A 20,482-nucleotide genomic window follows, 5' to 3' on the forward strand; every position below is an offset into this window, starting at 1 on the left:
TAAAAGATTACTCTGTTCTCGGCCATTACAAGATATATTTTTGGGGCTTATTCTTCTTCAAGTGACGCGGCCAATTCGTCAAACCCACTGCGTTGGTTTATTTCTGTGATTATAGCCGGCTGATCAGCGAAATAGGCGCTCATCGCTTTGTGATCACGGATCAGAGCCTCTGTGTCTCCCATGACGATGCGCGACCGGATAAGTCGGGCCCAGCCTTGCGGATCGTCGGGATTGGCTTCCAGACGCTCCGCCAATCCTTCTACCATGGCGTTAATATCAGGAGTCTCCAGGGCGGCCGGAGGCGGCGGAGTGGGCGTGCCTAATACCGAATAAAGTCCAAAAGAGAAAATAAGGATGCCTGCCATGAGAGGCAGGGTGAGAATAGGTTTTTTCCCGGCAGTGCTGAGAGGGGTAATTAAAGCCAGAGCCGTTCCCAAACCGACAATAAGGAGAATAAGCCAGAGTGTCATGCCGGACGCCTCCCGGCTCTGATGAACCAAATTAATCCGCCAAATAAGAGAACGAAGGGCAGAGTCCAGAGCAAATAGGTGTTGGATTGTACAGGGGGTTTTAATAGGACGAAGTCGCCATATTTTTCGCGCATGAAATTGATTATCTCTTCATTGCTGTCCCCGGCTTTGAGTCTTTCGCGCACAAGCTTGCGCATATCTTGGGCGAGGGGGGCGTCGCTTTCATCAATAGACTGGTTCTGACAGACGACGCAGCGCAAGGATTGCCCAATTTCCCGCGCCCGGTTTTCCAGGGCGGGGTCGGTCGCCAATGACGCGTCAGGGGTTTGCGCAAAGGCGGGTATGGCCCAGAAAAAGAAAAGGAGGATGAATATCCGCATTATTCGGCCTCCAAAGTCTCAAGCAAGGGCTGAAAAATAGTGTTCCAGTCTTCAAAGCTAATGGCCCCGGAATGCTTATATCGTATCCGTCCATTTTTATCCGTGATAAATGTTTCCGGCGCGCCGCTGACGCCCAAGGGAATGGCCAGTTCACTATCCGGATCAAAAACAATCAGATCGTAGGGGTCTCCGCGTTTATTCAGCCAGCTCCGAGCTTTCTCCCGACCATCTCGCCAGTTCAGTCCGATAAGCCGTATGGAATCGTCCTTTGCAACATCCATCAAAATCGGGTGCTCGACATTACAGGTTACGCACCAGGAGCCCCAGACATTTATGACGCTGATTTGGCCTTGGACGAGTTCTTCGGTGAAAATCTCATCTGGATCATCCAGAGCGGAGAGCGAAAAAGACGGAAAAGGTTCATCGATTAAAGTGTTTTCCAAACGGCGAGGGTCTTTGGTCAGGCTGATGGCCAGAGCCACGCCGAGGCCGAGAAAAACAATAAGAGGTAATAAAGCGCGCATCATAAGGCTTCCCTCTTTTCAAGCTGATCGGGCCTCGACGAACTATGGGACAAAGTCCGAATGCCGATCAAGGACAGAAAACCAGCCAGGGCCATCATAAGCGCGCCAATCCATATCCAAATGACGGCGGGCTGATAATTTGCCCGAAGGATATACCCGTCTTCAGGCGTGCCTTCGCCTATCGCCGCAAATAAAGTTGCGCCGAGGCCGAAATTGAAACCGGCTTCGGTCGTAATCATTTCGCGGACGGGGTAAAAACGCTGCTCTGTTCGAAGAGTTTTTAAGTCGCGCCCGTTTTTAGAAAGGCTGACCTCGCCCCGCCGATAGGTATAGTTGCGTGTTTCGCCGCCATTTATGTCTGTCAGGGTAAAACTGTAACCTGCCACGTCAAGCGAGCCGCCCGGTTTGACCCGTCCAATCGTATCGTCCGCCCAGACGCTCATGATAACTGCGCCGGCCGTAAAGACCGCGACGCCGAGATGGGCGAGAGCAAAGCTCAGGTGATGATAACGCGCCTGTTTGGGCAGTTTGGAAAGCGGGCGCTTACGAAGAAAGGCTTTCATCGCCCCAAAGGCCAGATAAGCCGCAAGCGCCAAGCCCAAGCCGCCGAGAACAGATTTTCCAAACAGGAACGTCAGGCCTGTGATGGCGATCGCCCCCACGCCGCAGATGAGCCCGAATTTTTTCAGCGACGCCAGCGAATCTCTCTGCCATTTCAGCAAGGGCGCCGCGCCCATGAACAAAATCAAGACGCACATAATTGGCGCGAAAGTCAGATCGAAATAGGGTTTGCCAACACTGATTTTATCGCCGGTAAAGGCGTCCATCAAAAGCGGATAAAATGTGCCGAGGAAAACAGTCGCCGTCGCCGTCGCGAGGAGAAGATTGTTCAGGACTAGGCCGCCTTCGCGGGACATCTGATCAAATTCGGCGCGCCGCATAAGGGTTTTGGCGCGAAAGGCGTAAAGCCCCAGAGCGCCGCCCGTCGCGAGTAAGAGTAAAGCCAGAATGAAGACACCGCGCGCCGGATCAACCGCGAAGGCATGGACGCTGACCAAGACGCCGGAGCGGACAATAAAGGTGCCAACGAGGCTGAGAGAAAAAGCCGTAATCGCCAGCAGAACTGTCCAATGGGCGAGGTTTTGTTTGCGCTCCATCACCATGATTGAATGAAGAAGCGCTGTGCCAATAAGCCATGGCATAAAAGAGACATTTTCAACCGGATCCCACATCCACCATCCGCCCCAGCCGAGTTCGTAATAGGCCCAGATAGAGCCCATGGTGATGCCGAGCGTGAGAAAGCTCCAGGCCAAGAGAGACCAGGGTTTCAAGGCTTTGGCCCAGGCCGCGCCTATCTCGCCGGACATCAAAGCGGCAACGGCCATGGAAAAGGCCAGAGAATAGCCGACATAGCCGAGATAAAGTAGCGGCGGATGAATGGCGAGGCCGGGGTCCTGCAAGATTGGGTTCAGCCCAAGACCGTCCAAAGGAGCCGGAAACAGACGTTCAAAGGGATTGGAGGTGAAAAGAACGAAGCTGATAAAGCCGACTCCAAGCAACGCTTGAACCGCCAGAGTTCGGGCCCGTAAATTGGCCGGGAGTGGCTTGGAAAAAAGAGAGAAAAGAAATCCATAAAGTCCGAGCATCACAGTCCAGAGCAGAATGGAGCCTTCATGATTGCCCCAGACACCGCTGATTTTATACAGAAACGGTTTGGTTGTATGGGAATGGGTCGCCGCTAATTTGACGGAGAAATCAGAGGCAAGAAAACTATAGGTGAGACAGATAAAACTGGCGGCGAGAAGTGCAAACTGAATGCGAGCGGCTTTATCGGCGAATCCCATATAGGCGGTCTGTTCTTTCTGAGCGCCATATAGCGGAAGCGTCGCCTGTAATAGGGCCGTGACCAAAGCAAGGATAAGGCAGAAATGTCCGATTTCGGCAATCATATTTGCCTTATAGGGATTTTAAACGGGTTTGCCGTGCGACAAATACAGCGAGGTCAAGGACGGCTTAGACAATCGTCATCAAGCTCGGGAGAACCCAGCCATTTATCCAGTAAAGCCCTAAAGCCAAGACCAGGAAGGCCATATCAAACCCGCCCAATGGCGGAATCACGCGGCGCAATGGCATTAGTATAGGTTCGACAATGGAGCTGATAATGCCGTAAATCGTCCCCATAACGGGATTGCGTAAATTGACCACATTAAAGGCAATCAGCCAGCTGAAAATCATATAGGCAAAAAGGATGATCAGCAGGATCGAAATCACCGGCGAAATGAAGAAAACGATAAGGGAGTCAAGAAATGACATAGTGATAAGCTCTGTAAGGTATAAAAAATCTATCTAGGCAGTATTCTGTTTCAGGACAAGTTTCCCTTAAAACAAAGAGGGGCTTAACTGCACAAATGGCCTTTGACGACGGCCCCGGCTTTGCCCATGTCAATTCGGCCGGCATATCGGGACTTAAGTTGTCCCATGATTTTTCCCATATCCTTCAGACAGGTGCCGCCATTTTCCTCGACGATCTGCGCAATGGCTTGTTTCATTTCTGAGTCGGATAAAGGCTTCGGCATGAAGTTGCGGATGATTTCAATTTCCGAGCGTTCACGTTCTGCAAGCTCGGGGCGGCCATTGTCTTCATAGGTTTTTGCGCTTTCTTCGCGCTGTTTGACCATTTTAGACAGGATGGATAAAATCTCAGCGTCGGATATGCCTTCGCACCTGTCTTCGGCGCGGGCAGCGATATCGCGGTCTTTAACGGCGGCGCTGATCAATCTTAAAGTGGAGAGGCGGGCCGAATCCTTGGCGCGCATGGCTGTTTTGGTTTCTTCGGAAATTTCATCACGGAGAGGGGTGGCTGCAACGGGCATAGAGGCTTTCACATATCGTTTCGAAGTAAAAATCTAATTCAGTCTGACGGCGAAATCCAATTTCGTCGCCCCGCCTTATACTGGTTTCTGTATAAATGCCAACCCGTCCCCTACTGCTCTTATTTTAACCTATCTCTGGAAAAGCTGAATATTGAGTCTTGAAAAGAAGAAGCCGATCCTTAAAAGCCTTTGAAGTTTGGCCGCTCGTCAGGCAGGTCACTGAAATCGAGTAGGATTCGCGTTATGGCTGATATTTTAACATCTAAAGCCACAGCTATCCTTGTTTTTGAAACTGGAGATGTGTTTCACGGACAAGGCATCGGGGCCACCGGAGAAGCCGTCGGAGAAGTTTGTTTCAACACGGCGATGACGGGATATCAGGAAATTCTGACAGATCCGTCTTATGCCTCGCAAATCGTCTGTTTTACCTTTCCGCATATTGGTAACACCGGAACCACTGATGAAGATGAAGAAGCCACGACGCCTGCGGCCCGCCGCGCCGCCCGCGGCGCCATATTCAAAGCCAGCGTCACGCCGGCGTCCAATTGGCGCTCTGAAGGAGAGCTGGGAGACTGGCTGAAAGCGCGCGGAATAATCGGTATGTCCGGCGTGGATACGCGCGCCGTGACGAGCTTTATCCGGGATAACGGTATGCCCAAAGGCATCATTGCCCACTCCGAAACGGGCGAATTTGATATTGCCGATTTGACTGAAAAGGCGAAATCATGGGGCGGACTTGTCGGGGCGGATCTGGCAAAGGACATGATAGATCCTGATAATTTTGAGTGGCGTGAGGCGCGCTGGGTCTGGCCGAAAGGTCACGAAGATAAAGAAGGGACCAAAAAAGTTGTCCTTATCGACTATGGCGTAAAAAGGAATATTCTTCGCAATCTTACTTCTTCCGGTCTGAGTGTTTCCGTCGTGTCCGGCACAATGTCTGCCAAAGATATATTGGCCATGAAACCCGACGGGGTTGTTCTTTCAAATGGTCCCGGAGACCCCGCCGCGACAGGTGAGTATGCCATTCCTATTATTAAAGAATTGGTCGAGGCCGATATGCCGATTTTGGGCATATGCCTTGGGCATCAGCTCTTGGCGGCTGCGCTTGGCGGCAAGACTGTGAAAATGCCTCAGGGCCATCACGGCGCCAACCATCCGGTCAAGGATTATACGACGTCCAAAGTTGAAATTGTTTCCATGAACCATGGTTTTGCCGTTGATCGCGATAGTTTGCCCGACACGGTCGAAGAAACTCATGTCAGTCTGTTCGATGGATCAAATTGCGGCATCCGCCTGCGCGGAAAGCCCGTCTTTTCCGTGCAGCACCATCCCGAAGCCAGCCCCGGGCCGCAGGATAGTTTTTATCTGTTCGAAAGATTTGCCGAGGCTTTATAAGGCCTTCGTGTTTTCACGTAGCCAGTCGTCAAGACTTTTGAAGTTTACTTCACCTTGATCGAATAATCCGTAAATGAAGCTTTCAATATCACTGGATTCGCTCGTCAAATCGAACCCGTTAACCTGCAGAAAAACGTGCATGATTTCAAAAGAGGTCCGTTTGTTACCATCGATAAATGGATGGTTCTGCATGAAACTTTCCCAAAGGGCGGCCGCTTCCTCCAGCAGGTCTTTGTAATATCCCGTTTGAGGACGGAAAAGACCCATTTCCACCAACCCCATATCGCGTATGCCCGGAGACCCACCATAAATTTCGAGTTGAATTTCATGAATCGCCAGAACGTCGTCCAGCGTTGGATACCAACGTTTCATTTCGCCAAAGCTTTATACAGCTTGTCATAACGTTTCAGGCTTCTTTCATGGGCAGCCTTAACGCGCGGATCCATTACATAGCCCTGCTTTTCTGTCAGAAAAGACTCGACGGCGTCTTCAAGAACAGCTTGAATTTGGCGACCTTCTGATTTGGCATAGCCGCGCAAACGCTTCAATAAGGCAGCATCCATCTGCGTGGCAAACTTCTTGCGCTCTCCTTCAAAAGGAGCCGCTTTTTCATTGACCTCATTTTTACTCTGAGATGATTTCTGAGTGGAATTCGATTTGGTCATGTTCATATCCTCTGAAATGGAGATAAACATTTATCATGTTTTGTCAAGATTTGTCATGACAAATCAATCTATGGATATATCGCCGTTCTGAATAAGACTTTCAACTGTGGCCAAGATAGCGACCTTAGACGGCCGCGGCACAACGCCAGTGAGAGATGTCACATAGGCGGCGTCAGCTTTGTGGAAAATTCCGAGGTCCGGAAGAACGCTTTTCACGCGGTCATCAAACAGAGCCACCAGTTTCACCATGAAATTCGGCATTTCGGATTTCGGCAATTTCTTTGCTTTGGGGTAGGCTTCTCTTAAAATATCGGCAACTTCACTGAGCCAATAGGTTTTCCCCGCCGCCATCAATCTACGGCCGCCGGTGGAACTCGCTGTCATTGCCGCGACATGGATCGAGGCGCAGTCCCGAATATCTATAATCGGAAAGGCAATTTTGGGAGTCATGGGAAACTCGCCTTCCAGCATGGCTTTCAGAAGGCCGAGGGACGCTCCGCCATTATCATAAATATCCGGCCCCAAGACGAGACCCGGACATATCGTTGTCAGCTTTTCCTCAACACCTTGCGCTTTGGCATAAGCCCAGGCCGACAGCTCGGCACGGGTTTTTGAAACAGGATAGGCCGTCAGAGGTTTCCAGTCTGGGTCAGACCAGTCATCTTCCTTAATGATCATCTTATTCTTACGCCCTGGTTGTCCCATCATGGACACGAGCGAAGACGTCATAACAATACGTTCGACTCCGGATGAGAACCCATGTTCCAGGACGCGTTGGGCGCCCGCCCGGGCAGCTGGTACGAGGGCTTCGCGATCGCTGGGCGCTTCGAGAGGAAAGGGAGAGGCGATATGTTGTATATATCGGCAACCTTTGACCGCTTCCGGCCAGCCTGCATCTTTTTCGAGATCGGCTTCGACTAATTCCAATTTTGACGTGTCAGAGCCATTGGCGGCCAAGGCCTCGGCAATTTTTTCGCCTTTGGATTCTCTGCGAACGGTGCCTCTGACGGCAAAGCCTTTTTCTAACAGTTTGGCGGTTACATGAGAGCCAATAAAACCGGATAGGCCAGTGACAAGGACGGTGTCGGTCATAACTTTACTCTCAAAGAATTTTATTGGGAAAGTGAAATTTTATTGGGGCAGTTTTGATTGTAGATATCAATGGCTTCAGGCATCCAGGCCTCAAAGTCATTTACCCTTGTTTCCGGGCTCGGGTGAGTGCTTTGAAATTCGGGCGGCGAAGCTCCGGCCTGCGCGCCCATGCGCTCCCAGAGGCGAGGCGCTTCGCGGGGGTCATAACAAGCGCGGCTCATCAGGATTAATCCGATATAATCTGCCTCGGATTCATGTTTGCGAGAGAAAGGAAGGGCGTAGCCATATTGGCTAATGCCGCCAAAGACGCCCATGACGGCGCGCTGCGCCTCGTAATCCATACCGCCTGCGCTCATGGCGACGCCGGAGCCGACAATACGCTGCATATTCTGTTGGGCCATGCGTTCCGCCCCGTGATGGGCAAGGGCGTGGCCGACTTCGTGCCCCATAACCACGGCCAAGCCGTTTTCATTTTCCGCTATCGGAATGAGTCCGGTGTAAACGGCCGTATATCCGCCCGGCAGAGCAAAGGCATTGGCTTGGTCGCTCCGGATAACGTTGAACGTCCAATCAAACCCGGGGTCTTCGTTGGCGGCCGCTTCCGCTATTCGCCTGCCGATTTCCTGCGTTGCGTCATAAATTTCCCCTGACATCACAAGATTTTGGCGGTTATCTGCTAGAATCTGCTCATAAGATTGCAGGCCGAGCTGCATTTCCTGTTCCGGTTCCATGGTGCGTAGCTGCTGCCGACCTGTGAAAGGAACCTCTTCCTGGTTCGTGAAATAATAAATCGCCGCGCCAATGGCGAAGAGCACCATAATTGGCCAACGAAATCCGCCGCCGCGCCGAGACGATCGCCGCCCCCCAAATTGATTTCTAAAAACCATCTATTCGTCCTCAGTTCATTCACATTCTATCACATATTTTGGCTTTGGTAATACTTGTATCGTCGGGTTCATTTCTCTAAAGGGGGGCAATTTGGATTCTTACGCCGGATTCTAGACGTTCAACGCCAAAAGCGGATCTTCGTTCATGCCTAAACGTACTGATATTTCTTCCATTCTGATCATAGGGGCGGGGCCCATTATTATCGGGCAAGCCTGCGAGTTTGATTACTCCGGGGTGCAAGCCTGTAAAGCCCTGAAAGAGGAAGGTTACCGCGTTATTTTGGTGAACTCCAATCCGGCGACAATCATGACCGACCCCGACATGGCTGACGCCACCTATGTCGAGCCCATCACCCCCGAAATTGTCGAGAAGATTATCGCGATTGAAAAACCCGATGCGCTGCTTCCGACGATGGGCGGTCAGACCGCGCTTAATACGGCGCTCGCGCTGGAGGCCAGCGGCGCGCTCAAAAAACACGGCGTCGAGATGATCGGCGCGAAAGCTGACGTTATCGACAAGGCCGAGAATCGGGAGCGCTTTGCCGAAGCGATGACGAAGATCGGTCTTGAAAATCCTCGCGCGACAATTGTGACGGCGCCCGACGGGGACATTCAGGCCGGCATCGCCAAGGCGATGGAAGCGCTCGATTTTACCGGGCTCCCGGCCATTATCCGCCCCGCCTTTACCATGGGCGGAACCGGCGGCGGCGTGGCCTATAACGTCGAAGAATATGAAGAGATTATCCGCTCCGGCCTGATGGCGTCGCCGACGCATCAGGTTCTGGTCGATGAAAGCCTGCTGGGCTGGAAAGAATACGAGATGGAAGTGGTTCGCGACAAAGCGGATAACTGCATCATCATTTGCGCGATCGAAAATATCGACCCGATGGGTGTGCATACGGGCGACTCGATTACCGTGGCGCCGGCGCTTACCCTGACGGATAAGGAATATCAGCGCATGCGGGACGCCTCCATTGCCGTGCTGCGCGAAATCGGTGTCGAGACCGGCGGATCCAACGTTCAGTTCGGCGTCAACCCGGAAGACGGGCGCATGGTCGTGATCGAAATGAATCCGCGAGTGTCGCGTTCCTCTGCTCTGGCGTCCAAAGCGACAGGTTTTCCGATCGCCAGAATCGCGGCGAAGCTGGCCGTCGGCTACACGCTGGATGAGCTGGATAACGATATTACAGGCGCGACCCCGGCGGCGTTTGAGCCGACAATTGATTACGTCGTGACCAAGATTCCGCGTTTCGCGTTTGAGAAATTCCCGGGCTCCGAACCTATTCTGACAACGGCGATGAAATCGGTCGGCGAAGCCATGGCAATCGGGCGGACATTCTCTGAGAGCTTTCAGAAAGCCCTGAGGTCTTTGGAGACCGACCTGACCGGATTGAATGAAGTGGAAATTGACCCCACGGGCGAGATGGATGCGGAAGACCTTCGCAGCGCGATCAAAGCCCGACTTTCAATCCTCGCGCCGGATCGCCTTCTCGTTGTCGCGCAAGCCTTCCGCCACGGATTTACGGTCGAGAAGGTGTTTCAATATACCAAAATCGATCCGTGGTTCCTCCGCCAGATTGAAGCCCTCGTCAAAGCCGAAGAGTGGATCAGACAAACAGGCTTGCCGAAAGACGCCGAAACTTGGCGCGCCATCAAGTCCGAAGGGTTTTCGGATGCGCGCTTGGCAGAGCTGACCGGAAAATCCGAACAGGCGGTGCGTAAGGCCCGGCGGAAGGCCGGCGTCCGGCCTGTCTATAAACGGGTGGATACCTGCGCGGCGGAATTCCAGGCCAAGACGCCTTACATGTATTCGACCTATGAAAATCCGAGTTTCAACGGCGTAGTGCAGGACGAGGCGCGCGTCTCGGACCGCAAGAAAGTCATTATTCTGGGCGGCGGTCCCAACAGAATTGGTCAGGGAATAGAATTTGATTACTGTTGCTGCCACGCCGCCTATGCGATGGCGGATATTGATGTCGAGTCCATCATGGTCAATTGCAATCCGGAAACGGTTTCAACGGATTATGATACCTCTGACCGGCTCTATTTCGAACCGCTTACGGAAGAAGATGTTCTCGAACTCATTATGACCGAGCAGGAGAGCGGCGAGCTTCTCGGCGTGATCGTCCAATTTGGCGGGCAGACCCCGTTGAAATTGGCAGAGGCTTTGGAAGAAAACGGCGTTCCGTTACTTGGCACGAAGCGCGACGCGCTGGACCGGGCCGAAGACAGAGAGCGTTTCAAGGATCTTGTGGATACGCTTGGCTTGAAACAGCCTAATAATATGATTGCGCGTAACGCCAAGGAAGCCCAGTCTGCTGCGGATATAGTCGGCTACCCGCTCGTGCTCCGTCCGTCGAATGTGCTGGGCGGACGCGGCATGGAGATCGTGGATAATGATGCAGAGCTGAACCGCTACATCACGGAAGCGGTAAAAGTGTCCGGCAAATCCCCCTTATTGATTGACCAGTATTTGCGCGACGCCGTTGAAGTCGATGTGGACGTCATTTGCGACGGCGAAGACGTCTATGTCGCCGGAATTATGGAGCATATCGAAGAAGCAGGGGTTCATTCCGGTGACTCGGCTTGTTCGCTTCCGCCTTATACATTGTCGAGCGATGTCGTCGCGGAGCTTGGCCGTCAGGCGAAAGCGCTCGCGCTCGAACTCGGCGTCGTCGGTTTTATGAATACACAATTCGCGGTCAAGGACGGAACAGTTTACCTCATCGAAGTGAACCCGCGGGCCTCCCGCACCGTGCCCTTTGTGGCAAAAGCCATTAACCTGCCGATCGCGTCTATCGCGGCGAAAGTTATGGCGGGGCACAAACTTTCAGAATTTGACTTTTCGGTTCGTCCGCAAAAATATATTGCGGTCAAAGAAGCGGTTTTCCCCTTTGCCCGTTTTCCGGGCGTGGACACGGTCCTCGGCCCCGAAATGCGCTCGACTGGCGAAGTCATGGGACTTTCCGAAACTTTCGGTATGGCCTTTGCCAAGAGCCAGCTCGGCGGCGGCGTTGTCTTGCCGAAATCCGGAACCGTCTTTATTTCCGTGCGCGAAGAGCATAAGCCGAAAATGGCGGAGCTTGCCCGCGAGCTCATAGGGCTCGGCTTCAAAATCATGGCGACGGGCGGCACGACGAAATATCTCCGCGAGCAGGGCATCGAAGTGGACTACGTGAAAAAGGTTCATGAGGGTCGCCCGCATATTGTCGACGAGATGAAAAACGGCCATGTGCAGCTGGTATTTAATACCACGAGCGGGAAACAATCTCTAAAGGACAGCTTCTCTCTTCGGCGCACAGCCCTGACCCAGAAAATCCCTTACTTCACAACCGCCGCCGCTGCTCGCGCAAGTGTGGAAGCCATTAAGGATTTGTCCAAAGGCGATTATGAGGTGGAAAGCCTTCAGAGTATCGCGGCGGGGTAACAGTGTATATGAGGACGCGGCCTCGTTGAGATGGCAGGATAGGTAAAACTTTTGCCGCTAAGAAATTACCTGGTTTGTAAGGTTCTTCTCAGCCACATTATGCCGCGTGGTCGGTAAGTGCCGGGAGCGACCGGGCTTTCCTGGTTTCTTCTATCGTCGAACCTTTTATAGAATTATTCGTGGTGGGAAGAACAAGTTTGACCAATGTGCCTTTGCCAAGCTGTGACGTAATAAGTAAATTGCCATTCAAAACGTTCATCCACCTTTTGGCAACTGTAAGTCCGAGTCCCGCACCGCCAAAGGCCCGTGAATAGGAACTGTCGGATTGTTCGAGTGGTTTGAAAATCGAGGCCATCTTTTCAGTGGCAATCCCGACTCCGGAATCAATAATTGAAATAGACATTCGATCTTCTTCACGTTTCGGAATTATTTTTATTAATCCATTATTTTTATTGAATTTAACCGCATTGCTCATCACGCATTTAAGAACATGTTCAAATTTCGATATGTCTGTAGCAAAGCTCGAGTCAGTATGAACGGGCTGCCAGTTTAAGCGAATGCTTTTCTCTTCTATCCGACTCTGAAATTCCTGTATTACTTTTTCAATCATTTCATTGACGCAAACCTCTGTCTTCACCACCTCAATTTCTTCTTCTTCACGATTATCGGCCACAATGAGCATGTCATTGATCATTTCCAAAAGAGACTCTCCGCTTTCAAGAATCTTTTCTGATAATTCCTTATATTGAGGCGCATTATGGGGGCCGAACGTTTCCCGGCTCATGGCGTCCGAGAAACCGATAACGGCATTTAGCGGTGTTCGTAATTCGTGGCTCATCGTTGCCAGAAATTGAGTTCTGGCGACTTCGGCGGCTTGGGCATTCGCAATTGCGCGGCGCAGATTTTCCTCGCGCCTGTGTTCCGGGCTCATATCCGTCCAGATGAATATCTGTCCTCCATTTGCGCTTTGAGTTGCGTTCAATCTCGCCCACCTATTTTCCCCAAAAGAAAACTCCCGGCTCTCGGTAATGGCCGAGATATTTTCCATAATGGGCCGGCCATCCGGCAGAAAAAATTCCGAAAGCGCCTTTCCTGTCAGAGGCTTTTGATTGAGATGAACAAACAGGTCTCCGACTTTATGGTTAGAGGTTACAATTTTCCCGTCTTTATCGGTAATGAGTACGGCGTCCTGGGACTGTTCCAAGGCATTATTGAGATGGTCCTGTGCTTGTAATTTTGCCACTTTTTCTATCTCGAAACGCGAGCGTATTTTGGCCTGCATAATCGTCATGGACCGCAAGACTTCCCCCGTTTCATCCGCTCCGCCTTTGGGTATTTTGGCGTCAAAATTCCCTTCGGAAATAGTGCCGGCAACTTTGGAGGCCAGTTGCAGAGGATTGATTATGGCTTTGGTGAGCCAGAAAAGGGAGATAGCTGAAAAAAAGAGCGAAAAGATAACCGCGCAGGCGGTGATAATTCGCATGACATCAATATGCTGAGAGGCTTTGGCCTGAGATACCGCCATTTCATTGGAATGACTCAGCATAATGTTCTCGAAATTAATGAAAATCTTCTTTGATAATTCCGTGAGAACACGCATTTTTTCAAAGTCATAAAATCTCGGGCCATCCGAAATAAAACTGGACCAGAGCTGAATATTCTCTTTGGTTTCCTGAATGACTTTTCGATCTTCGGAATCCATGGAAAATTTATCCAGCTCCGACAGAGAGGTGTTAATGTTTTCAATGCTTTCTTTTAAGCCGGTGTGATAAATGGCGGCGCCCTGTGCCTCTCTCGCCATTTCGGTCATAATCAGACTATTCGCCCGGGAAAAATTTTCTCCGGCTTCCCGGGAAAGGATCATCATTTGATGGGGACGTAAATAGCCCGCTTCAATTTCTCGATCAACCTGGTGAAGGGAATAGAGAGAATAAAAACACAAGACAGAAATTAATGCGCACAAAGCGCCAAAAACCATTAACAGACGATTCCGGATTGATTTGAATCGAAATAAATGTCGGTAATTCATTCTCTGGAGTCCAAATTAAGCAGGCAATTATATCCTCAAGTTAGTGCCCCCACAGCGAGACGGAACCCGACACAGCCCCTTAAAGACCGAACCAATCCCGTAGAAAGGCGGGGTAAACAGAGAGTAAAAGACTACAACCAAAAGATGCGTTTTGGGGTCGTAAACACTATTCTTCACAAAAGGTTCACGGGAGAAGACCTTAATCTTATTTTGCGCTCTCGGAGATCAAAGCCTCGGCACAGGGCGTAGGGACTGGTTTGTTATATTTAATTGATGCTAGAGGGAATTATGGAAGACATTATTCAGTGGTTCGCCACAATTACTGGAATTGTTGCGGCCATCATGGTCGCATTAAACTTATCCGCGAAAATTTCAGGTTATGGTTTCATTATCTTTACGGGGTCTTCGATTGCCTGGGTAACTTTTGGCGTATTGGCTGGCGAGTCTCCGCTCGCAATACAGAATGTCGTTCTAACTGTGATAAATATAGTCGGGATTTACAGATGGCTAATCAAACCCGCTCTTGGAAAAAATCCGAAATCATAAATTTATAAGCTGCGCGACTTTAAACATCACTTGAGCCCGGCAATAAAATTTAAATCGAATATTCCTTTTTGGTCACGACGTGGCCGTAGCGCTGCACAAATTTTCGTTTGATGCGGCGCACCATATTGGTTTCTTCTTCGGGCTTCAGGCCTTCGGCGATAATCAAGGCTTCGGTGAATCGTTTGGACGTAAGCGGCTTACCGTCTTTCAGCAAATCCCTTGCCGTCACACCCGCGCACATATTCCATTCCGTACACATGTCGGATAACAGGATATCCAGATCTGATTCGAGTTCCGGATGGCGGCGTCTTTCCCAGGCCATTTAAGCTTCCCCATGTGTGGCGTCTGCGAGTGATTTGACCAGAGCGAGAGCCGCATCAAGGCCGTCTTCGAATAGTGTTTTCACAATCGCTGTGCCGACAACAACGCCGTCAGCGTCTTTGGCGACGACGCGGGCGCGTTCGGGGGTTTTGACCCCGAAGCCGACGACAACAGGAAGGTTCGCCGCCTCTTTGACGCGGGCGACCTGTTCTTTAATTGACGTTCCTTTTTCCTTGCTGGCGACATCATTAGCCCCCGTGACGCCGGTCATGGAGACGTAATAGACAAAGCCTTTTGTGCCTTCGACGACTTTGGGAAGGCGTTTGGCATTTGTTGTCGGCGTGGCGAGACGGATGAGAGCCAGATCATGTGCGTCAAAAGCGGCGCGGAGATCTGTGTCTTCTTCGGGCGGGAGGTCCACGATGATGGCGCCGTCAATGCCTGCGTCTTTCGCGGCTTTTGCAAAGGCGGCGTAACCCATATGATGGATGGGATTGCAGTATCCCATGACGATGATCGGCGTCGTCGTATTTTTGGTCCGAAACTGTTTGGCCATGTCGAGTACGGTTTTAAGGGTCGTACCGGATTTACGCGCGCGAATCCCGGCGTCTTCGATGACGGGGCCGTCGGCCATGGGGTCGGTGAAAGGAATGCCCAGCTCAATAATATCCACGCCGTGTTCGGGGAGGGCGTTCAGCATTTTCTGTGAGGTTTCGCGGTCTGGATCGCCGCCCATGATATAAGCAACGAAAGCCGCCTTGTTCTGGGCTTTCAGATCGGAAAAGGTTTGGTCAATACGAACAGTCATGAGAGGTGACCTAAAAGTTTTTAGGGCAACTGACCAGACTTTACTTTGCGGTTTAGCCCTATCTGCGCAGAAGGTTTTGGGTGTTCTGCAGAGTTCTGACGGGTTGTCTCTGATATCGTTGCTCTTGGCGCAGCTGCGGCGGCGCCTTCCGGGCATCATTATGATAGGGCTGATAGGCCGGACCGGGGGTCGGTTGATAATAAGACGGAACTTGACCAGGCTGGCAGCATTTTACGGCAGGAGGATTCGACAAAGGAGCGTGATGTTTTGCCGTGTGAGGAGGTTGCGGCTGATAAGGCGGCTGTTTTCGGTACTCTGGGGTACGGATCTCTTGCCGGGGCGGGGAGTGAGGCGGCGTAGAGACCCGTAATCCTTGCGAGGTTGAGCTTTGAAGGGATGTAGGAGACGCGGCCAGATGAAACGGTTGGGCCCTTTGGGACGGCGCGGCGTGAACCGGGCCTTGAGAAACGATTTGGCGCGCTGCATTCGCATCCAGCATGTTATTGGAAGAGGCTCCGGCACGCATGAGCTGTAATTCCATCTGAAGGCGGCTGATTTCCAGATCGTAGAGCCGCGTACAATCCACGCGTTTTGGACGTTTCCCAAGCGGCACCGTAATGCGCCCATAGACAGACATTGAGTCTCGGTCAAACATGTCGTTGGAACCAATTACCCCAAGGTCAAAATTAGGTCCGCCCGAGCCCACTGATGACTGGCATGAAATACCGCCTGAGCCTCTTACAATATCCTGTCCTGTGATGTTCGGAATGGTGGGCAGGTTAAAGCCATTTTGATTGTAAGAGCTAGAGGTACTGGGAAGGATGATAGGATTATTGGCATTATCAGGGATAACTTGAGCGGCCGCGCTGCCATAGCCCGCAACTCCGCCTAATATGATTAGCTTAAACGCTGTGCTGAGACTTTTCCGCATACTTCTCCCCTGTAACTTTGTCCGACACCGCCCAGGCGCGGCGTAATGGAATTGCAAATGTAGACAACGCGATGACTTTGCCGCGCAAACGGAATGAGCGCTGTCACGATAACTTTTTGGTTTGGGGCAAGAATGCGATTGGCATTTGATAGATATATCGGCTGAATAGGTTGCCAATCAGAAGAGTAAACTCTGACATTGGCTTTTTGAGGACTATCATAAGGATTGCTGATTTCGACCTGCGCGACGAATTGCGAATTAAATCCTTGAATTTCCTGCGTCATAGGCGCGACGCTTTGCGCAGATGCCAGAAAACCGACACTACTAAATAACGAAAGCCACACAGCTGAAAAAAGGAGCTTTATGGGACGACGCATCTGACTACCGTGGTGAGTTCGTAGGCTCCGCTTTCAAATGTACCCGAGGTTTTTGTCGCCGTAGCGTCAATATCTATCGTGGTTGTACCAATGCCGAGAATCGACACGACGACTCCCAACAAATTTGATAGAATTGTGCCGCCGGATGCGGAGTATTCCGTTTCAAATATCGTGTTCACATCTGCGGAAGGGGGGCCAACCGTGAACCCGCTCGGACTGATGATTTCAATTGTATTGCCTGGTCCGTTTGTAACGGCTGATATGCGGCCTTGCAGACCCCCGGACTCTTTGGAGGATAAAACTGTTTGGTCTGATGAGACGCCGAGTAGCCCATCATTCAGGACGACAAGCGTACAGCTATTATTGATAATGCCCCGGAAATTCACGTTTTGGTCTGTTGCGAATGCAGGGCAAGATAACATTGCTGCCGTCACCCCCATCAAGGTTATAAACTTTATTGACCTCATATAAGCCTCCCAATTTTCCTCCTTTCATCATTGCGAAGGAAACAACATAAGGTGGTATTACAAGGCGGAGTCTTAAAAAATGATTACAGTCTAAGATTGTTTTTTAAGATTCAATTAAAAATGGGATTTGACCAAAGAAAAAGACCCCTCAGGAAGGAGCCTTTCGAAAACAACTTATCAATTAATTGTGGAAAAGAACGGTGTTTACCTCGCCGCTTGTTTCACGCCTTCATAATGGTGTTCACAGGTTTTGCCGTCAAAGCCCATGATGAAAACGATCTGGCGATAATCTCTCCGGGTCAGGCTAGGCAAGCGCGGCTCATTCAAAGCTCTGTCAGTCCACGCCGCAACAGACATGGTGCGGTTGCATCCGGTCGCGTCTGTTTTGAGATATTTCGTTTCTCCCCTTTTCTTATGAGAGGGATCTTTTTTCCATCCAAGTTTTTCCATCTCCGCCATATACTTTCTGGCGGCTATATCCTGAAGTCCAATTGGCAATTCGGATTTTAATTTTTCGCAGGCGATAAGAAGAAAGCCGCCGCTGAGAGTCAGGCCTTTTTGAATTTTAGAACACCCATCCGTACGGCTTGTTTCTGTCTGACGCTCAATATTGGTCAACCCTTTAAAGAGAAGGTCGCGGGGCTGTGTGTCAAAAACCGGGGCTTTTAAACCCTTGAGGGCCGGGTTTTCCGTTAGGTTTACACTAGGGGCGGGGGCTTCAGCCACCAAATCCTGAGCTTGCGCCGAAAGTGTCGGTAAAGCGATGAGTGACGCGAGGCCCAATCCGAGTGAAAAAACTATCCTTGAAACTTTCATGGAATATTCCCCTTCTTAGGCGTCCTGTCCTGACGCTTGATCAAAAGCTATCACGCAGAGGCGATATTGGCTTTTCCTCGCCTCCGTTAAATGAGATTTGAGGGTCAACGTCAATGACTCTCACAGAAGAAAGGTAAAGAAGCGTTACTATTTCCGAGAGAAAAAACAGATTTTTCGTAACTTTTCAGTTTGAATTTAAACTGTTTTTATTTGAGTTCATCTTGCGGCAATGACTCAAGGGGATCAGCGACATTCACAGACCATTTTAATGAGTCGCCGGAATTATCCTTCGGTTCCGGCGCTGATATGTTCTCCAAGCGCGTCGGCAATGGTGAAGACATCTTTATCGCCGCGGCCGCACATATTCATGATGATAAGGCCCTCGCGGCCGAGTTCGTTGGCGAGTTCGACTGTTCGGGGTATAGCATGGCTAGGCTCCAGCGCGGGGAGGATGCCTTCAAGTCGGGCACATTCCTGGAACCAGTGCAGGGCTTCGTCGTCGGTGGCGCTGATATATTCGGCACGGCCAATATCGTGAAGGTAAGCATGTTCCGGCCCTATACCGGGATAGTCCAACCCGGCGGAGATAGAATGGGCGTCTGCGATCTGTCCGTTTTCATCCTGTAGCAAATAAGTTCGGTTGCCGTGGAGCACGCCCGGCGTTCCGCCTGTGAGCGAGGCCGCATGAAGACCGGATTTGACGCCTTTGCCCGCCGCTTCGACGCCGATGAGGCGCACATTTTTATGCGGCACAAATTCATGGAACAGACCCATCGCGTTAGAGCCCCCGCCGATACAGGCGACGACCGCGTCGGGCAGGCGGCCTTCCGCGTCCATAATCTGCTCTTTTGCTTCGCGGCCTATGACAGCTTGAAAGTCACGAACCATGGCCGGGTAAGGGTGCGGTCCCGCAACTGTACCGATGCAATAAAATGTATCGCCGACATTTGTAACCCAGTCGCGCAGGGCTTCGTTCATGGCGTCTTTTAGGGTAGCTGTTCCGGAATGCACGGCCCGGACTTCGGCGCCGAGGAGGCGCATGCGGAAAACATTTGGTTTCTGCCGCACAATATCGACCGCGCCCATATAGACGATACATTCCATGCCCAGACGCGCGGCAACGGTGGCCGTGGCAACGCCGTGCTGTCCTGCGCCCGTTTCGGCGATAATGCGTTTTTTGCCCATGCGTTTAGCGAGCAGGAGCTGGCCCATGCAGTTATTGATTTTATGAGCGCCCGTATGGTTAAGCTCGTCGCGCTTGAAATAGATTTTAGCGCCGCCCGCTTCTTCGGTCAGGCGTTCGGCAAAATAGAGCGGCGACGGACGGCCCACATAATGGGCCATGAAATAATCCAGCTCTTTCTGAAACTCCGGATCGGCCTTGGCATCTTCATAGGCTTTTTGGAGTTCCAGAATGGGCGGCATCAAAGTTTCGGAGACATAACGCCCGCCAAAGTCGCCAAACCGGCCATTTTCATCAGGGAAGGGGATGTTCTCAGGTTTACCCATGGGATTTGACCGCTTTCATAAAGGCTTGAATTTTGGACGTATCCTTTACGCCCGGCGCGCTTTCGACGCCAGAGCTAACGTCCAGAATGGGTGCTTTTGTCCTAGATATGGCCTCTCGGGCAGTGCCCGGCGTCAGGCCTCCGGCGAGTGCGAAAACTTTGGGCGTCGGGGCGCGGGCAATAATATCCCAATCGATTTTTACGCCATGACCGCCTCTGACTTGCGAGCCCTTGGGCGGTTGCGCATCATATAAAACAAAGTCGACAATCCCCGCATATTCCCCGGCGGTTTTCATGTCTTCATCTGAGGCAATAGGGACGGCCTTGATAAGACCGAAATCATATCGTTTTGAAATTTGAGCAAGTCGATCAACCGTTTCGTCGCCGTGAAACTGGACGAAATCCGGATCCAGCTCCTGAGAGATATTGTCTAAAAGTTCATCATCCGGGTTCACTGTGACGGCTACTCTCTTGGCCAGCCCTTTGCTCGGCATGAATAAGGGTTTGGCCTCCTCAATGCTCACTCGCCGGGGGCTGTTAGCCTGAATGATGAAACCAAGGAAATCTGCGCCCGCACTAATTGCACTTTGCACATCTTCAGCGCGCGTCAGACCGCAGATTTTAACTTTGGGCAAAAAAGAAAGGGAACTCATAGAGCTCCCTTATCACAGTCATTTTCTCTTACTAGTGTTCGGCGGTAATTATACCACAGAGCGGCCCTTAAAGGCACGAATGATGAAGGAAATCACCAACAGCACGAGAAAAATGACAAACAAGACTTGAGCTACGCCTGCCATTGCGCCTGCAATCCCAGTGAACCCCAATAAACCCGCAATGATGGCGAGGATGAAAAATGCGATTGACCAACCTAACATGTTGACCTCCTTTTAGTTGTTATGCCTATCAAACGTCGTCCTTAAGTCTTGGTTCCGTAAAGGCGCCAAACTGAACGATACAAACTATTAA

23 protein-coding genes are annotated in these 20,482 nt (G+C 51.2%); 3 read left to right on the plus strand and 20 right to left on the minus strand.

What is annotated here, in order from left to right:
- Positions 1-47: 47 nt before the first annotated feature.
- The 6 genes from ACN0IC_RS05740 to ACN0IC_RS05765 all read right to left on the minus strand — a co-directional run bounded on the left by ACN0IC_RS05740 (position 48) and on the right by ACN0IC_RS05765 (position 4,247).
- Positions 48-470, minus strand: a complete 423-nt coding sequence (locus ACN0IC_RS05740) for a hypothetical protein (protein ID WP_416877808.1) — start codon at positions 468-470, stop codon at positions 48-50.
- Complete coding sequence (locus ACN0IC_RS05745) at positions 467-850, minus strand: cytochrome c-type biogenesis protein CcmH (protein ID WP_416877809.1); 384 nt, start codon at positions 848-850, stop codon at positions 467-469. The genes ACN0IC_RS05740 and ACN0IC_RS05745 overlap by 4 nt, the downstream gene beginning before the upstream one ends.
- On the minus strand, positions 850-1,377 hold the full coding sequence (locus ACN0IC_RS05750; RefSeq protein ID WP_416877810.1) for a DsbE family thiol:disulfide interchange protein: 528 nt from the start codon (positions 1,375-1,377) through the stop codon (positions 850-852). Before ACN0IC_RS05750 ends, ACN0IC_RS05745 begins: the two co-directional genes overlap by 1 nt.
- Positions 1,374-3,323: a heme lyase CcmF/NrfE family subunit gene (locus ACN0IC_RS05755; protein WP_416877811.1), complete on the minus strand. Its 1,950-nt coding sequence runs from the start codon at positions 3,321-3,323 to the stop codon at positions 1,374-1,376. The genes ACN0IC_RS05750 and ACN0IC_RS05755 overlap by 4 nt, the downstream gene beginning before the upstream one ends.
- Positions 3,324-3,387: 64 nt before the next feature.
- Positions 3,388-3,687: a YggT family protein gene (locus ACN0IC_RS05760; protein ID WP_416877812.1), complete on the minus strand. Its 300-nt coding sequence runs from the start codon at positions 3,685-3,687 to the stop codon at positions 3,388-3,390.
- Between the two features lie 83 nt (positions 3,688-3,770).
- Entirely contained in the window at positions 3,771-4,247 is a 477-nt protein-coding gene (locus ACN0IC_RS05765; RefSeq protein WP_416877813.1) for a GatB/YqeY domain-containing protein, read from the minus strand.
- 243 nt (positions 4,248-4,490) lie between these two features.
- Here ACN0IC_RS05765 and carA point away from each other — a divergent pair, with 243 nt between their 5' ends.
- Entirely contained in the window at positions 4,491-5,642 is a 1,152-nt protein-coding gene (carA, locus tag ACN0IC_RS05770) for a glutamine-hydrolyzing carbamoyl-phosphate synthase small subunit (RefSeq protein ID WP_416877814.1), read from the plus strand.
- Here carA and ACN0IC_RS05775 read toward each other — a convergent pair.
- The 4 genes from ACN0IC_RS05775 to ACN0IC_RS05790 form a co-directional block, all read right to left on the minus strand.
- Positions 5,637-6,014, minus strand: coding sequence for a type II toxin-antitoxin system death-on-curing family toxin (locus ACN0IC_RS05775; RefSeq protein ID WP_416877815.1), 378 nt, complete (start codon positions 6,012-6,014; stop codon positions 5,637-5,639). The genes carA and ACN0IC_RS05775 overlap by 6 nt on opposite strands.
- Complete coding sequence (locus ACN0IC_RS05780; RefSeq protein ID WP_416877816.1) at positions 6,011-6,307, minus strand: hypothetical protein; 297 nt, start codon at positions 6,305-6,307, stop codon at positions 6,011-6,013. Before ACN0IC_RS05780 ends, ACN0IC_RS05775 begins: the two co-directional genes overlap by 4 nt.
- A gap of 63 nt (positions 6,308-6,370) precedes the next feature.
- Complete coding sequence (locus tag ACN0IC_RS05785) at positions 6,371-7,399, minus strand: SDR family NAD(P)-dependent oxidoreductase (RefSeq protein WP_416877817.1); 1,029 nt, start codon at positions 7,397-7,399, stop codon at positions 6,371-6,373.
- Positions 7,400-7,419: 20 nt separating this feature from the next.
- A complete protein-coding gene (locus ACN0IC_RS05790) occupies positions 7,420-8,286 on the minus strand; it encodes a M48 family metallopeptidase (protein ID WP_416877818.1) in 867 nt (288 codons plus the stop codon).
- 145 nt (positions 8,287-8,431) lie between these two features.
- Here ACN0IC_RS05790 and carB point away from each other — a divergent pair, with 145 nt between their 5' ends.
- On the plus strand, positions 8,432-11,713 hold the full coding sequence (carB, locus tag ACN0IC_RS05795) for a carbamoyl-phosphate synthase large subunit (RefSeq protein ID WP_416877819.1): 3,282 nt from the start codon (positions 8,432-8,434) through the stop codon (positions 11,711-11,713).
- A 97-nt stretch (positions 11,714-11,810) separates the two neighbouring features.
- On the opposite strand, the gene ACN0IC_RS05800 is transcribed toward carB, so the two are convergent.
- The gene (locus ACN0IC_RS05800; RefSeq protein ID WP_416877820.1) at positions 11,811-13,742 is read right to left on the minus strand and encodes an ATP-binding protein; all 1,932 of its coding nucleotides are present in this window, start codon (positions 13,740-13,742) and stop codon (positions 11,811-11,813) included.
- A 288-nt stretch (positions 13,743-14,030) separates the two neighbouring features.
- Between ACN0IC_RS05800 and ACN0IC_RS05805 the strand changes: the two genes are divergently transcribed.
- Positions 14,031-14,288 (plus strand): hypothetical protein, encoded by a 258-nt coding sequence (locus ACN0IC_RS05805; RefSeq protein ID WP_416877821.1) that lies wholly within the window; start codon positions 14,031-14,033, stop codon positions 14,286-14,288.
- Positions 14,289-14,337: 49 nt separating this feature from the next.
- On the opposite strand, the gene ACN0IC_RS05810 is transcribed toward ACN0IC_RS05805, so the two are convergent.
- The 9 genes from ACN0IC_RS05810 to ACN0IC_RS05850 all read right to left on the minus strand — a co-directional run bounded on the left by ACN0IC_RS05810 (position 14,338) and on the right by ACN0IC_RS05850 (position 20,391).
- Complete coding sequence (locus tag ACN0IC_RS05810; RefSeq protein WP_416877822.1) at positions 14,338-14,610, minus strand: hypothetical protein; 273 nt, start codon at positions 14,608-14,610, stop codon at positions 14,338-14,340.
- Entirely contained in the window at positions 14,611-15,417 is an 807-nt protein-coding gene (trpA, locus tag ACN0IC_RS05815) for a tryptophan synthase subunit alpha (RefSeq protein WP_416877823.1), read from the minus strand. It abuts the gene before it with no gap.
- 58 nt (positions 15,418-15,475) lie between these two features.
- On the minus strand, positions 15,476-16,348 hold the full coding sequence (locus tag ACN0IC_RS05820; RefSeq protein WP_416877824.1) for a hypothetical protein: 873 nt from the start codon (positions 16,346-16,348) through the stop codon (positions 15,476-15,478).
- Positions 16,315-16,632, minus strand: a complete 318-nt coding sequence (locus ACN0IC_RS05825; RefSeq protein WP_416877825.1) for a hypothetical protein — start codon at positions 16,630-16,632, stop codon at positions 16,315-16,317. Before ACN0IC_RS05825 ends, ACN0IC_RS05820 begins: the two co-directional genes overlap by 34 nt.
- 77 nt (positions 16,633-16,709) lie before the next feature.
- A complete protein-coding gene (locus ACN0IC_RS05830) occupies positions 16,710-17,192 on the minus strand; it encodes a hypothetical protein (RefSeq protein WP_416877826.1) in 483 nt (160 codons plus the stop codon).
- Between the two features lie 204 nt (positions 17,193-17,396).
- Positions 17,397-18,008 (minus strand): hypothetical protein, encoded by a 612-nt coding sequence (locus ACN0IC_RS05835; protein ID WP_416877827.1) that lies wholly within the window; start codon positions 18,006-18,008, stop codon positions 17,397-17,399.
- A 282-nt stretch (positions 18,009-18,290) separates the two neighbouring features.
- The gene (gene trpB, locus ACN0IC_RS05840; RefSeq protein WP_416877828.1) at positions 18,291-19,517 is read right to left on the minus strand and encodes a tryptophan synthase subunit beta; all 1,227 of its coding nucleotides are present in this window, start codon (positions 19,515-19,517) and stop codon (positions 18,291-18,293) included.
- Positions 19,510-20,169: a phosphoribosylanthranilate isomerase gene (locus ACN0IC_RS05845; RefSeq protein ID WP_416877829.1), complete on the minus strand. Its 660-nt coding sequence runs from the start codon at positions 20,167-20,169 to the stop codon at positions 19,510-19,512. Before ACN0IC_RS05845 ends, trpB begins: the two co-directional genes overlap by 8 nt.
- Positions 20,170-20,217: 48 nt before the next feature.
- Entirely contained in the window at positions 20,218-20,391 is a 174-nt protein-coding gene (locus tag ACN0IC_RS05850; protein ID WP_415811400.1) for a DUF1328 domain-containing protein, read from the minus strand.
- Positions 20,392-20,482: the final 91 nt, after the last annotated feature.

The sequence above is a fragment of the Litorimonas sp. genome (assembly GCA_029936425.1).
Taxonomy (GTDB): Bacteria; Pseudomonadota; Alphaproteobacteria; order Caulobacterales; family Maricaulaceae; genus Litorimonas.

What these genes read in the sequence shown, in the direction of transcription:
- ACN0IC_RS05765 (WP_416877813.1), bottom strand. Translation starts at nt 4,247, where the DNA reads ATGCCCGTTGCAGCCACCCCTCTCCGTGATGAAATTTCCGAAGAAACC.
- ACN0IC_RS05790 (WP_416877818.1), bottom strand. Translation starts at nt 8,286, where the DNA reads ATGGTTTTTAGAAATCAATTTGGGGGGCGGCGATCGTCTCGGCGCGGC.
- ACN0IC_RS05755 (WP_416877811.1), bottom strand. Translation starts at nt 3,323, where the DNA reads ATGATTGCCGAAATCGGACATTTCTGCCTTATCCTTGCTTTGGTCACG.
- carB (WP_416877819.1), top strand. Translation starts at nt 8,432, where the DNA reads ATGCCTAAACGTACTGATATTTCTTCCATTCTGATCATAGGGGCGGGG.
- trpB (WP_416877828.1), bottom strand. Translation starts at nt 19,517, where the DNA reads ATGGGTAAACCTGAGAACATCCCCTTCCCTGATGAAAATGGCCGGTTT.
- ACN0IC_RS05820 (WP_416877824.1), bottom strand. Translation starts at nt 16,348, where the DNA reads ATGCGGAAAAGTCTCAGCACAGCGTTTAAGCTAATCATATTAGGCGGA.
- ACN0IC_RS05750 (WP_416877810.1), bottom strand. Translation starts at nt 1,377, where the DNA reads ATGATGCGCGCTTTATTACCTCTTATTGTTTTTCTCGGCCTCGGCGTG.
- ACN0IC_RS05745 (WP_416877809.1), bottom strand. Translation starts at nt 850, where the DNA reads ATGCGGATATTCATCCTCCTTTTCTTTTTCTGGGCCATACCCGCCTTT.
- ACN0IC_RS05740 (WP_416877808.1), bottom strand. Translation starts at nt 470, where the DNA reads ATGACACTCTGGCTTATTCTCCTTATTGTCGGTTTGGGAACGGCTCTG.
- ACN0IC_RS05805 (WP_416877821.1), top strand. Translation starts at nt 14,031, where the DNA reads ATGGAAGACATTATTCAGTGGTTCGCCACAATTACTGGAATTGTTGCG.
- ACN0IC_RS05785 (WP_416877817.1), bottom strand. Translation starts at nt 7,399, where the DNA reads ATGACCGACACCGTCCTTGTCACTGGCCTATCCGGTTTTATTGGCTCT.
- ACN0IC_RS05800 (WP_416877820.1), bottom strand. Translation starts at nt 13,742, where the DNA reads ATGAATTACCGACATTTATTTCGATTCAAATCAATCCGGAATCGTCTG.
- ACN0IC_RS05825 (WP_416877825.1), bottom strand. Translation starts at nt 16,632, where the DNA reads ATGACGCAGGAAATTCAAGGATTTAATTCGCAATTCGTCGCGCAGGTC.
- ACN0IC_RS05845 (WP_416877829.1), bottom strand. Translation starts at nt 20,169, where the DNA reads ATGAGTTCCCTTTCTTTTTTGCCCAAAGTTAAAATCTGCGGTCTGACG.
- ACN0IC_RS05830 (WP_416877826.1), bottom strand. Translation starts at nt 17,192, where the DNA reads ATGAGGTCAATAAAGTTTATAACCTTGATGGGGGTGACGGCAGCAATG.
- trpA (WP_416877823.1), bottom strand. Translation starts at nt 15,417, where the DNA reads ATGACTGTTCGTATTGACCAAACCTTTTCCGATCTGAAAGCCCAGAAC.
- carA (WP_416877814.1), top strand. Translation starts at nt 4,491, where the DNA reads ATGGCTGATATTTTAACATCTAAAGCCACAGCTATCCTTGTTTTTGAA.
- ACN0IC_RS05835 (WP_416877827.1), bottom strand. Translation starts at nt 18,008, where the DNA reads ATGAAAGTTTCAAGGATAGTTTTTTCACTCGGATTGGGCCTCGCGTCA.
- ACN0IC_RS05810 (WP_416877822.1), bottom strand. Translation starts at nt 14,610, where the DNA reads ATGGCCTGGGAAAGACGCCGCCATCCGGAACTCGAATCAGATCTGGAT.
- ACN0IC_RS05775 (WP_416877815.1), bottom strand. Translation starts at nt 6,014, where the DNA reads ATGAAACGTTGGTATCCAACGCTGGACGACGTTCTGGCGATTCATGAA.
- ACN0IC_RS05780 (WP_416877816.1), bottom strand. Translation starts at nt 6,307, where the DNA reads ATGACCAAATCGAATTCCACTCAGAAATCATCTCAGAGTAAAAATGAG.
- ACN0IC_RS05760 (WP_416877812.1), bottom strand. Translation starts at nt 3,687, where the DNA reads ATGTCATTTCTTGACTCCCTTATCGTTTTCTTCATTTCGCCGGTGATT.
- ACN0IC_RS05850 (WP_415811400.1), bottom strand. Translation starts at nt 20,391, where the DNA reads ATGTTAGGTTGGTCAATCGCATTTTTCATCCTCGCCATCATTGCGGGT.